The organism is Psychrobacter sp. 1U2 (genome assembly GCF_051847575.1).
This window is the reverse complement of record NZ_JBPYDC010000002.1, coordinates 29893-42887: the sequence shown is the minus strand read 5'-3', so window position 1 is coordinate 42887 and position 12995 is coordinate 29893. Positions and strand designations below refer to the sequence as shown.

General features: G+C 44.3%; 11 protein-coding genes. 6 read left to right on the top strand and 5 right to left on the bottom strand.

Translation table 11 applies throughout. The features are described 5' to 3' along the window. Positions 1-137 precede the first annotated feature (137 nt). The 5 genes from ACS8FD_RS01390 to ACS8FD_RS01370 form a co-directional block, all read right to left on the bottom strand. Positions 138-851: a TIGR04283 family arsenosugar biosynthesis glycosyltransferase gene (locus ACS8FD_RS01390; RefSeq protein WP_439274084.1), complete on the bottom strand. Its 714-nt coding sequence runs from the start codon at positions 849-851 to the stop codon at positions 138-140. Positions 852-865: 14 nt separating this feature from the next. Beyond that, entirely contained in the window at positions 866-1699 is an 834-nt protein-coding gene (locus ACS8FD_RS01385) for a DUF547 domain-containing protein (protein WP_439274083.1), read from the bottom strand. A 2-nt stretch (positions 1700-1701) separates the two neighbouring features. Beyond that, the gene (locus ACS8FD_RS01380; protein WP_439274082.1) at positions 1702-3864 is read right to left on the bottom strand and encodes an FAD-dependent oxidoreductase; all 2163 of its coding nucleotides are present in this window, start codon (positions 3862-3864) and stop codon (positions 1702-1704) included. An 85-nt stretch (positions 3865-3949) separates the two neighbouring features. Beyond that, positions 3950-4957, bottom strand: a complete 1008-nt coding sequence (arsS, locus tag ACS8FD_RS01375; RefSeq protein WP_439274081.1) for an arsenosugar biosynthesis radical SAM (seleno)protein ArsS — start codon at positions 4955-4957, stop codon at positions 3950-3952. 233 nt (positions 4958-5190) lie between these two features. After that, a complete protein-coding gene (locus ACS8FD_RS01370) occupies positions 5191-6348 on the bottom strand; it encodes an FAD-dependent oxidoreductase (RefSeq protein ID WP_439274080.1) in 1158 nt (385 codons plus the stop codon). 187 nt (positions 6349-6535) lie between these two features. Here ACS8FD_RS01370 and ACS8FD_RS01365 point away from each other — a divergent pair, with 187 nt between their 5' ends. The 6 genes from ACS8FD_RS01365 (at position 6536) to ACS8FD_RS01340 (ending at position 12994) form a co-directional block, all read left to right on the top strand. Further along, on the top strand, positions 6536-8272 hold the full coding sequence (locus ACS8FD_RS01365) for an amidohydrolase (protein ID WP_439274079.1): 1737 nt from the start codon (positions 6536-6538) through the stop codon (positions 8270-8272). Between the two features lie 51 nt (positions 8273-8323). After that, complete coding sequence (locus ACS8FD_RS01360; RefSeq protein WP_439274078.1) at positions 8324-9265, top strand: alpha/beta fold hydrolase; 942 nt, start codon at positions 8324-8326, stop codon at positions 9263-9265. A gap of 182 nt (positions 9266-9447) precedes the next feature. Beyond that, complete coding sequence (dapD, locus tag ACS8FD_RS01355) at positions 9448-10269, top strand: 2,3,4,5-tetrahydropyridine-2,6-dicarboxylate N-succinyltransferase (protein ID WP_439274077.1); 822 nt, start codon at positions 9448-9450, stop codon at positions 10267-10269. Positions 10270-10422: 153 nt separating this feature from the next. Then, entirely contained in the window at positions 10423-11556 is a 1134-nt protein-coding gene (locus tag ACS8FD_RS01350) for a multidrug resistance efflux transporter family protein (RefSeq protein ID WP_439274076.1), read from the top strand. 114 nt (positions 11557-11670) lie between these two features. Continuing rightward, the gene (locus ACS8FD_RS01345; RefSeq protein WP_439274075.1) at positions 11671-12306 is read left to right on the top strand and encodes a trimeric intracellular cation channel family protein; all 636 of its coding nucleotides are present in this window, start codon (positions 11671-11673) and stop codon (positions 12304-12306) included. A gap of 25 nt (positions 12307-12331) precedes the next feature. Next, a complete protein-coding gene (locus ACS8FD_RS01340; protein WP_439274074.1) occupies positions 12332-12994 on the top strand; it encodes a trimeric intracellular cation channel family protein in 663 nt (220 codons plus the stop codon). The last annotated feature ends 1 nt before the right edge of the window (position 12995 follow it).

The window sequence follows — 12995 nt, the reverse complement described above, 5'->3', positions numbered from 1 at the left end:
TATTTGATCCACTATAAAACAAACCCAGTGCTACTGGGATGAATTTTGCGCAGCCTCTGGGTACGCAGCACGCAAGGAAAATTTATACCAGTAGCACGTTGGCATAGCTGTATTATTCTCATTTAGGATTAACTGTATTATTTATAATAACGCTGTTTAATATTATCCGCTGATACCCCGCGCCAATAATCAAAGCGCAGCTGCCACATCAGAATAATGGTCCGCCACGTACCATGCTGTTGCCAACGCCGCGCTGAAGTTATCACCTTAGTTTTTAGACAAGCAGGTTTGGTCATTCCTTTCAAACGTTTGCAAAGCTCGATATCTTCCATCAAGGCTTGCTTAGGATAACCACCAACTTGCTCAAAAAGCTTACGGGTAATAAAGATAGCTTGATCGCCGGTAGCAATGCTAGTGAACCGTGAGCGTAAGTTTATCATTTGGCTGACTAGCCAAAGCGTCGGCTGACGACTATTTAACTTAACATCAAAACGTCCCCACTTTGAGTTTTTTATAGCAGTTATCACCTCAGATATAGCTTGGGTTGGTAGCTTAGTGTCAGCATGTAAAAACAGCAAAATATCACTAGTGGCTAACGCGGCGCCTGCATTCATTTGTACAGCGCGTCCGGCTTTGGATTCAATAATCTGCCAGTCGATAGATGATTTATTATCAGCCTTTAATGCTTTAAGAATATCTTTAGCGACGATAATAGAATTATCTTTTGAACCGCCATCTACTAAGACGACTTGCTGCGGTGATGGATTGAGAGCACTGATGCTGGCAAACAAATGAGGCAGGTTATCCGCCTCATTAAGTATAGGGATAATAATAGCAACTGTAGCCGTCATAATTGAGCGTACTTTTATTTTTTGTTTAAGTTCCAATTATAGCTTGTGTAGTCAATCTTAGTTTTACCATTTTTTAGATCAGCGGTTTGTGATTTATTGAGACCTAGTGATGAGCTATAACGCGCCAAAAACCCTTCCAGATCCTTAGTGCCGCGCCAGTTATTCTCAAAGTCCTCTTTGTACCATTTAAAAATAGGCGATACCTCAAGCGTACTACCTTTAAGGCGATTGCGACTGCTATCAGCGAGGAACTTACTGGTCACTTGTTCTAACTGTTTATCCAGTTTATTACCTGTATAAGCGTCATCCAATAACGCCGGACAACCAATGCTTGCGCAGTTCACCGCAAAGTGAATACGCGGTTCGTTGTAACGCTTGGAGCCGCGAATCAGGTTGTGCTCGATATCATCAAGCGAGCGCTTTTCACCTAATAAAGTCACAAAATCTTGCTTCCAAGGCGAGCTAAAAATCCCGCCAATATCTTTAATCGATTTTATATTTGGATATTTGGTTAGTATCAACTCTACGGTGCCTGCGTTATAGACGTTGATCAAAAAGGCTAATTGCTCATCCTTGCTCCAACGATTGAACTCAGACTGACTGACTTTGCTAGTCGCTGCCATGTAACTATCAAGTTTAGCTTCATCGGCTTTCATACCATTATAATTGACAACGGAAGCTTTGCCGCCATTGGTCATCGTGACGTTTTTATTTAACAAACGGTCCCAAGTGCCATGATTAAAGTCGGCGTAGCTTGCCATACTGGCCAATAGTATAGAAGTCGCGACTGCTGTCTTAGTCAGTAAACGCTTGCTTGAAAAATTAATAGTGCTCTTGAATAAGCTCATATTTAACTCCGTTTAAATCTGTGGTATTTCTCTACCCATTTGAGTAAAGTCTCTGGGGCATGATTACGCTTCCACTCCCCTGCTGCATATTTATTGGCTTCACTCATCGTCGGATAAGTATGAATAGTGCCCAGTACTTTATTGAGACCTAAGTTGTGTTTCATTGCTAGCACGTATTCGGCTATCAGCTCGCCGGCATGATGACCGACGATAGTTACGCCGAGTATTTTATCTTTATTGGGTACAGTCAAAACTTTTACCCAGCCTGTCGCTTGACTCTCCGTTATCGCGCGATCAAGGTCGCTGATATCATAACGCGTCACTTCAAAGTCGATATCTTGCTCATTGGCCTCAGTCTCACTAAGCCCAACCCGCGCGATTTCAGGATCGATAAAAGTCACCCAAGGAATCACGCGATAATCGACTTTGAACTTTTTTAGACCACCAAATAGCGCATTAACTGCCGCATACCAAGCTTGATGCGAAGCCACATGAGTGAACTGGTAAGGGCCTGCGACATCGCCCGCCGCTAATATATTAGGAAATTTGGTTTGCAGGTAGTCATTGGTAACGATAGTACCCTCAGTATCTATGCCTAAATTCTCAAGACCATAACCTGTGGTACGAGCCTCGCGGCCGACTGCAAGAATCAAAGCGTCAAACTCTAAAGCCGTCTCTAGCCCTTGCTTGTCTTTAATAATTAAACGCTGCAGCTCATTATTAATCTTGTCGCGCTCACAACGAACCGTATCGTGGTTAAGCAGAACTGTCACGCCATCGGCTTCTAAACACTGTTGAGTATAATCAGCGACTTCTAAATCTTCTTTCTTCAGTAAACGACTGCCGCGCTCAATTTGCGTGACATTTGAGCCTAGCCGCGCAAACGCTTGTGATAATTCGCAACCAATTGGCCCACCACCGATAATCACCAAGTGCTTAGGCGGCGAGGATTGATGACTGAGTTTTTCCCAAAGGTTATCACTGGTCAGATAATCAACGGTCTCTAAACCGTCAATCGGCGGTATAAAGGGCCTGCTACCGGCCGCAATGACAATATTGCGCGTGGTGAGGCGCTGTACTTGACCATCATTACCCTTAACCTCCATCGTCCACGGATCAATGATAGTGGCGTAGCCTTTGATCACATCGACGCCAAGACCTGTGTAACGCTCGACACTGTCATTGGGTTCGATCTTTTTGATCACTTGCTGGATGCGGCTCATCACGGCTTTAAAGTCATAATCGACTTCGACGTTTTGCAGACCAAACGCTTCAGCATGACGCATGTTGTGCGCGACTTTTGCGCTTTTGATTAGTGATTTACTCGGTACGCAGCCATAATTTAGACAGTCGCCGCCCATCTTATTGGCCTCAACCAAAGTGACTTTGGCTTTTACGGTAGCGGCAATATAAGAAGATACCAATCCCCCAGCCCCCGCGCCGATCACCACCATGTTACGATCGAAGGTTTTAGGCTTATTCCAGCCTTTATAAACTTGCCGAGCTTTGTACCAATCGAGTGCTTTTTTGGCGAGTAATGGAAATATTGCTAATAACGCAAATGAGCCTAGTAACGCCGGCGAGATAATGTCTTTTAGGCTTTCAATCTGTGCTAATTGCACGCCGGCATTGACGTAAACAAAAGTCCCTGCCAACATGCCTATTTGACTGACCCAGTAATAAGTCCACGCTTTGATAGTCGTCAAACCCATCAAGATGTTGACAATAAAAAACGGAAATAGCGGCAATAAACGTAAGGTGAATAAATAAAACCCGCCGTCCTTTTCAACACCTTCATTAATACTTTTGAGCTTACCTGCAAACTTACTTTGAAAGCTATCACGAAATAAAAATCTCGAGGCTAAAAAAGCAAATAGCGCACCAATGCTAGACGCAAAGGAAGCTAGCAGTAAACCCCACCACAGACCAAATAATGCCCCCGCTAGCAGAGTCATAATAGCCGCGCCTGGTAAGGAGAAGGCGGCGACTAGAAGATAGGCTAAAAAGAATAACCCACCTACTAGGAGTGGCGACTGGTTGCGCCACTCATAGAACTGTCCTAAGCGCGACTGGATACCTTCTAAGGTCAATAAATCATCGAAACCAAAGAAGAAGAATCCAGCGATGACCAAGACAACCACGAGGACAATTAAAATCTTTTTCATAAGCTAATACTGTCCTGTGTAGACGGAATAAAGCGAGTGTAGTAAAAATAAATTACGGAATTTTTAAGGTATCTATTTAACAGCTTTAAACCGCCGAATCTACAATCTTTTCGTCTTGTTTATATTCTTGGCTTTCCTCTTCTAGCGCGCCGCCGCAGCTACTTCCTTGCCCTGCGGTACAGCCATAACAATGATCGCCAATAGCGATAGTATCGCCAGCAGGATTTTGCTTGAGCAGATCACGTAGATGACGACGTGATTTATTGGGTACGGGCATCTCAAGTTGCTGATTAAAGTCACAATCAAACAGCTCACCTAACCAGTTGACACTGATGGTAGAGCGACACATGACTTCTTTTAAATTATCAGCATCATAATTATCTTTGAGCAGCTCCATATAAGGATGAAACTCATTTTTGGCTAACAATACCGCGCCAAAACGTTGAATCGGCATATTGGTTAGCGCAAATAACTGATTAAACTCGATATCGAAATGTTCTTTGAGCTCGCGCTTGTAGTCCGCCTCTAGCATCTGCTGATTGGGCGGCAACGTAGCCCCTTGTGGGTTATACACTAGATTCAACGTCAAATCAGTATCCGCTTTGCCATAGCCAAGTGCGTTAAGTTTATGTAGTCCTAAAATACTGTCATCAAACGCACCTTTGCCGCGCTGCTTATCGACATTCTCCAGCGAATAACAAGGCAAGGAGGCCACTACTTCGACGCCATTATCCGCCAAAAACTGCGCCATATCCTCATAACCCTCTTCCATCAAAATCGTTAGATTACAGCGGTCGATTACTTTGACCCCTAAGGCGCAGGCTTCTTTGACTAGATATTTAAAATCCTTATGCATCTCAGGCGCGCCGCCTGTGAGATCGAGCGTATCCATATCTTGCGCTTGTAATACTTCTAATATCAGCTTAACTAACTCGCGTGACATCATTTCAGTACGATAAGGACTAGCAGCCACGTGACAATGGACGCAAGACATATTACATAGATAACCTAGGTTTACTTGTAGCGTAGTTAATTCTCGGCGCTTAATCGCTGGAAAATCGGTAAATTCAAGCAGTTCAATGGTGGATTTCATAACGTATGACCTTTGGACAATGATCGTCTTAATCTTGGGTGTTTGCTTCGTATGCAAGCAGAATATATGAAAACTTTAAAGATAAATAGCTTTTTTGAGTGATAACTCATTTATTATTACACTATTTAATTTTTCTATTGTGACGCGGTGTGATAGTCAGTGTAACTAAACAATCGATAATAGATAAACTATTGTTTTGTAAATCGATATTGTTGATATCATTCCTGCAAACTCTACTTATGTGAGTTGACAAAACGTTTGTCGATATAATGTTTGAGCCACCAGACCCAGCGACCTTCTACGCTAAAGCTGCCCCAACTACCGATAGCATATTTATCGCCGCAAGCGAGCAAGTATAAGGTACGGTTTTTTGGTTGATAGCGGGCCAAAGTCTCACTTGCTAGGTAAGCCAGTAAATTATCGGCTGCCACTTTGCCACCAAATACCGCATGCACGCCTGAATGTGCCATTTCTCGATCCGCGCGGGTTGCCACATCACCTACGGCAAACACATTGTCATGCGAAGTGCTTTGCTGCTTATCATTGACCGCGATAAAACCTCCATCCACTGTGGCCAAATTAGTCTGATTAGTCCAAGCCGAGCCCATCACGCCAGTAGCGGCGATGACTGCGTCAACAGCTAATGTCTGTGCGGATGTCACTAATTCCTCATTAGTTAAGCCTTGGGCGCGCTGATAAATAATCTCAATATTATGGCGCTGCAATTGCTTAATGACGCGCACACGAAATCCTGTATCAAAGCTTGATAGCAGATGCTCACCGCAGACTAGATAAGCTTGATGATTGGGATTAATTTGCTGCAAAGCAAACTGTGCTGCCATCACCAGCTCCGTTGCTGCCGCGCCCGCACCCACTACGGCAACTTTATAACAGCTCGTTTGCTTAGCTTGCTCAAGGATCTGTTGCCACTGCGCTACGAAATTGAATATCGGTCGTACAGGAATCACTGTGTTTTCTAAGGCTACATCTGCTAAAGCGTCAGTTTTAAGCCAAGTCATATCGGTATCTGCACCAGTATTTAACGATAACAAATCATAATGAAAGTGCTCTTCTTGAGCAGTAGTAACAGTTTGAGTATTGGCATCAACGGCTATGATAGGCCGCTGTACTAGGGTCACGCGGGCACGCTTGCAAAGCTCAGTAATGTCGATACTGATGTCACTAAGGTTATAATGTCCTGCCATCCACCCGGGTAACATACCAGAATAAATCGTCTGCGGCTGCTCAGTGATAATGCTTATTTCTACATCCTCTAGATCATCTAAGCGCTTATTTGCAAGCCTGCGTAGCAAGCCAATGTGCGCGTGCCCTGCTCCAACGAGCAGTAGTTTTTTGGTAGGTCGCTTTATTGTAGTCGATAGCTTTTTCATAACTCGCGCTTTTGTTAATGATTAAAAAAGAATGCCAAGATTAGAACATAAGTTAATACCACTTTAAGTCAGTCTATTGTAGGATGGATAAAATATTTGCTAATTAAAATATCAAGAATAATTTAAGGATAAGACGATGTTGCAGTCAATAATGATAGCTCGCTTGGCTAAACCCGCTTTATTAACTATGGCTGTAACAAGCCTAATCGGTTGCAGCGCAATCGATAAGACGCTAACAGAAAACAACGAAACTCAATTATCATCAGAGTCGGCAGCGACCGTTTATTATAATGGTGATATTATCACTATGGCAGGTGACACTCCTGAGATGGTCGAAGCGTTAGTGACTAAAGACGGTAAAATCGCTTATGTCGGCAGCTTAAATGCGGCGCAAGCAAAACACAAAAATGCCGCGCAAGTCGATCTAAAAGACCAAACCTTGTTACCTGGGTTTATCGATCCGCACAGCCATTTTGGTATGGTTTCTAACACCTTTGGCCAAGCGGACCTTAATCCGCCACCTGTCGGTAATGTTGATAGTATCGATAAAATGCTTAAAGTACTAAAAGCGTATAAAGAAGATCATAATATCGCTGATGGTGAATGGATATATGGTTGGGGCTATGATGAGAGTCAGCTTGCCGAGGATCGTCATCCAACCAAAGAAGAGATCGATAGCGTACTCCCAAATAACCCCGTCTATTTGCAGCATACCAGTGGCCACATGGGCGTGGCAAACTCCAAAGGCCTAGCTTTGATGGATATCACTGCCGATAGCCAAGCGCCAGAAGGCGGCAACATTGCTCGTGTCAAAGGCTCAAACGAGCCCAATGGACTCGTGCAAGAAACTGCGATGTATCCGTTTATGTACACGCTCCTCAAGACCCTAAGTCCGAAGCAAGCTGAATTCTTTGATCAAACCCAAGATTACTACGCGAGTAATGGCATCACTACCGCGCAAGATGGCTCCACCACACGTGATGCGATTAAATTCTTTCAATCACAAGCGGATGCTGGCAAGCTCAAAATCGACTTAGTATCATTGGCAGGCGTCAGTGATCTGGATGAAAACTTAGCCGATAAAGACTTTGTTTGGAAAGCCTACCAAAACGGCTTTAAGGTCCAAGGCACCAAAATTATCGCTGATGGCTCCCCGCAAGGCAAAACTGCTTATTTCACTCAGCCTTATCTAACGCCTGTCGCCGATTGTGAGAGTGATTGCCGCGGTCTGCCAAGTATCAGCCAAAATGAAATGAATGAGATGTTTGCCAAGGCTTATGCACAAGATAATCAGCTTTTTATCCATAATAATGGCGATAGCGCCACCGATATGATTATCAAGGCGCATGAATATGCCGTCAAAAAAACAGGTCAAGCCGCTGATAAAGACCGCCGTACCGTGCCTATTCATGCACAGTTTGCGCGTCCGGATCAACTAGAAGCGTTTAAGAAGTATAAGATGCTGCCGTCATTTTTTACCAATCACGCCTACTTTTGGGGCGATGTCCATGTCAAAAACTTAGGGGCGAAGCGAGCGAATTTTTTAAGTCCTATTGCGACTGCTGATGACATGGGACTAAAATATACCAACCATTCTGATGACACGGTGACCCCTGTCGATCCGCTATTCTCCGTGTGGACAGCGGTCAATCGTACTTCGCGCACCGGCAAAACAATCGGTGTCGATGAGCGCGCTAGCCCCTATCAAGCGCTAAAAGCCATTACTGCTAATGCCGCTTATGAGTACTTTGAAGAGGACTCTAAAGGCTCTTTAGCAGTCGGTAAGCTTGCTGATTTAGTCATTTTGGATAATAATCCTTTAACGGTAAAAGCTGATAGTATCCGTGATATAGAAGTGGTAAGAACGATCAAGGAAGGCAAAACTATTTATGACCGCGCCAAATCAGACTCAAGCGCGCAGTAATCTTATAAAAAAGCTATATTCTTATTTATTAAACTCATCAAGGATCTTTAAATGAGCACTACTGAGCAAATTACTTCATCGAATACCAGTCACTATCTGCATCATACTTTTTTTGAACCGACAGATAGCGCGACTCAGATCACAGCGACTCTATTAATCGTTCACGGTATGGCGGAGCACAGCGGTCGCTATAGCGATTTTGCGCAGTTCTTAGCAGATAATGGTATCGCTGTCGCCACTTATGATCAGCTCGGTCATGGCAAAACGGTTAAGTCAGAAAGCGAGTTTGGCTTCTTTGGTGAAGCGCATCCGGTGCAGTCTTTATTAAAAGATGTGATTATCATGGCAGATAGCTTAAAGGCGAAGCATCCAGAGGTGCCGCACTTTATTATGGGCCATTCGATGGGCTCGTTTATCGTGCGTACGGTGATGAAGCATCACGCACACAACTTTGCCGGCGCTATTTTAATGGGTAGTGCTGACGCCGATCCATTAGCTAAAGTTATTTTACCTATTAATAAATGGCTTGCCAAAATCGCTCCTAAGAAGCCCAATGCGGTGTTTGCTAACATGATGAATAAAATCTTCAATAGCAAACTTGATAACCGTATTTCTTCTTCGCAGTTTGCTTGGCTGACCGAAAACCAAGTCAGTATTGAAGCGTATGAAGCCGACCCATTAACGGGTTTTGACTTTACGAATAACGGTTATTTAACGCTATTTAAGCTAATGGAATCCGGTCTAAATAAAGATTGGGCCGCGACGATTAATAAAGACTTTCCGATGCTATTTGTCAGCGGTCAAAATGACCCTGTGGGTAATATGAGTAAAGGCGTACGCAAAGTGGTCAACCGCTTAAATGAGCAAAGCTTTAGTGAAGTAGACGTTAAACTCTATCCGCATATGCGCCATGAACCGCTCCATGAAGTAGAAAAGCAAACCGTTTATGAAGATATTTTAGACTGGATAAATAGCCATACGACTGCTAGCTAAAAGGGCTTCTAGTCTGCTGCTAGCCCTTAAACAACTCATTTGCTAAAAGACATAAAATTAGCGACAATACGGCAGCTCATTTTTAACCCCATTTTTAACCCATAGGCAGCGGATTAATAGGTTGAACCTTTACTATAAAATTTAAATCCATTTAACTTACATTATTAATTTTAGGAATTTTTATGTCATTACAACAAACTATCGAACAAGCCTTTGAAAACCGTAACGAGTACAGCCCAGCTAATATGCCTCAAGACGTCCGTGACGCTATCGAGCAAGTACTTGAGCGGTTAGACAATGGTAGCCTGCGCGTCGCGGAAAAAAAGGATGGCGAATGGGTGGTCAATCAGTGGGCCAAAAAAGCCGTCTTACTCTCGTTTCGTCTCAATGACAACTATGTGCAAGCCGCTGGCGAGCATGTGCAGTTTTATGACAAAGTACCGACCAAATTTGCCGATTGGACTGAAGCCCAGTTCAAAGAAGCTGGCGTACGCGTCGTACCACCAGCCGTCGCTCGTAAAGGCTCTTACATTGCAGCCGGTGCGGTACTGATGCCATCCTATGTCAACATCGGCGCCTATGTCGATCAAGGCGCGATGGTCGATACATGGGCAACGGTTGGCTCGTGCGCGCAAATCGGTAAAAACGTCCATCTCTCAGGTGGTGTCGGTATCGGCGGTGTGCTTGAGCCGCTACAAGCCAATCCTACCATTATTGAGGACAACTGCTTCATCGGTGCACGCTCTGAGATCGTCGAAGGCGTCATTGTTGAAGAAGGCGCGGTCATCTCTATGGGTGTCTACATTGGCCAATCTACGCGTATCTATGATCGCGAAACCGGTGAGATTCATCGCGGCCGTGTACCCGCAGGTTCAGTAGTCGTCCCAGGTAGCTTGCCATCAGAAGATGGTACGCATAGTCTATACGCTGCTATCATCGTCAAAAAAGTTGATGCGCAAACGCGTGCAAAAACAGCAGTCAATGAGCTATTGCGTTTAGATTAAGGTTTTATACCTAGTTACATCTACAATGATTAGATCTTAAATAGTAAAAGCTAAATATTAAAAAGATGTTAAGGACCATCCTTAGCGTCTTTTTTATCGTTTATTCTAGAGTTCAATAGTGATGGTTAAGGCTAAAAGCGCGAGGATGTCAGAATGGTCAAACTTATTTTATTCGGCTTATTGGCAGGGGCTTTGTTTAGCTCAACCTTTATCCTAAATGAAGCAATGAGTAGCGCGGGTGGTCATTGGTTTTGGTCCGCCAGCCTGCGCTATACTTTTATGTGGTTGATGCTTAGCGTCATTATCGCGATGCAGCATGGCTTTGGCCGTCTAAAAGCGCTAAGCGTCATCTTTGCTCAGCATTGGCAGTTTTGGTGTGTCACAGGTAGCATTGGTTTTGGCGTCTTTTATACCGGTATTTGCTACGCGGGCGATCATGTAGCCGGCTGGGTGGTTGCCGCGACTTTTATGTTCACGGTGGTCACAAGTTTACTGGTGCTACTCGCCTTTGGGCAGCGCTTTGATAAGAAGTTCATCGCTTACGCGCTACTGGTGTTCATCGGAGTAGTGTTGGTTAATCTAAGCGAAGGCCTGCGCGCTTCGGCGATGGAGACGGTAGCAAGCGCCTCAATGTCTGAGATGATTCTCTTCGGGGCGCTCCCTGCCCTGCTAGCCGCGTTCTGTTATCCGATTGGTAATCAAATGGTTTGGCAGGTCTCTTATAACTCGCGCCAGCATACCGCTAAGATGCGCGCAGCTCGCGCTTACGCTAATGAGCCAAAGATGCAGCCGATAGTCAATGAAGCGCCCATTCTCTCTAGCGCTATTGACTCCAATATCGATCATGCCTACCCTAGCGATTCTGTGGCTAGCCATCCACCCTCCTCTTTATTACAACATTTAATCAGCCGCATTCCTGCTATCGAGACTGACTTACTACAAGATGCTTTTAATAAAGTTTGGCTAATGACACTAGGTAGTTTGCCATTTTGGCTGCTATTGGGCATTATAGTGCGACCTGAAGCGCCAAGCGGCTCTCAGCTATTTAACACATTATTAGTGGCGCTATTGGCTGGCGTCGGTGCGACCAGTATTTTTCTTTATGCACGCGAGCGAGCAGTAACGTCTAGCGAGGTCGCGGGCGTCGACTCCACTCAAGCGAGCGAAGTGATTTTCGCCTTGATGGGCGGTATGTTATTTCTAGGTAATATGCTGCCCTCAGCTATGGGTCTCTTAGGTATTGGGCTTATCATCCTAGGCTTGATACTATTTGCTAAAGACGGCTAATCATAAAACGAGTTCTCGATTTGTATAGAATATAAGCCGCCACTTATCTCAAAGCGCTATGTATCATAAAGAGCAATCTGCCACAAAGAGCAGTCAGCATGGAAAAACATAACAATGGTTAATGATTTGATTTTCCCTGATATTTTATTATACCTGCTAGATATGGTTGGGGTGATTGCTTGCGCTATCGCGGGCACTCTGCTCGCTCAGCATAAAGGCTTCGATATCGCCGGTTGTATCTTAGTGTCAATGGTTAACGCTATTGGTGGCGGAACTTTGCGCGATATGGCTTTGGATCGCCACCCGTTATTTTGGATGACTGACCTTAATTACGTCATCGTTATCACCGTGACCTCGCTTATTTTACAAGTATTTTTTCATCTATATCATAAGATCGATAACGCGCTTAGATTATTTGATGCGATAGGGCTTGCCGCCTTTAGTGTGATTGGTTTTAAGGTGGCACTTCATCAAGATATGTCGCCCCTGATTGCCATAATGATGGGCGTTTGGACGGCTATTATCGGCGGCTTACTACGCGATATCATCTGTAATGAGATACCGCTACTGCTGCAAAGAGAGATCTATATCACCGCGAGTATCGCAGGCTCAGTGACTTATCTATTACTCGACTATTTGGGCCTAAACCCTGGGCTTAATGAGTTTATTATGCTCGGCGTTATCTTCGCCGTACGTATGTTAGCGGTAAAGTTCGACTGGCATCTGCCTTCTATTCGTCTCGTTGATTGATATCAATAACAACTGAGCCGCGCTTATGTTAAATATTGCTCTAGATGCTACCTTGATCACAACCTTCGATCCGCGTTCTTTATTATATCTATTCGATATGATAGGTATTGTTGCGTGTAGCGTTTCTGGAACGATTTTGGCCAAGCACAAAAACTTCGATGTTTTTGGTTGTTTATTGGTCTCTATTGTCACCGCTATTGGCGGTGGCACCGTGCGGGATGTAATTTTAGATAGGCATCCGCTATTTTGGATGATTGATATGAGTTATCTAACAGTCATTACGATGGCTTCTATAATGACGCAGATATTTTTCCACCCCAACTCAAAGAGGGTTGATAAGTTTTTAAAACTCTCTGATACCATCGGGCTGTCGGCGTTTACTTTAATTGGTATCAAAGTTGCCGATAGCATGGACGCTAATGTGCCAGTAGCACTGCTATTAGGGGTTATTACGATCATTGTCGGTGGCATCATTCGCGATATGATCTGTAATGAGATCCCGCTGGTACTACAACAAGAGATCTATATCAGTGCTGCTTTAGCTGGCGGTATTTTGTACTTTGCCCTGTACAATTTAGGGGTAACAGTTTGGATTGCTGACATCTGTGCTATGAGTGCTATCTTTAGCATACGTATGTTAGCTATTCGCTACGATTGGCAGTTCCCTTCACTAGAGTGGCGGCGTTAGG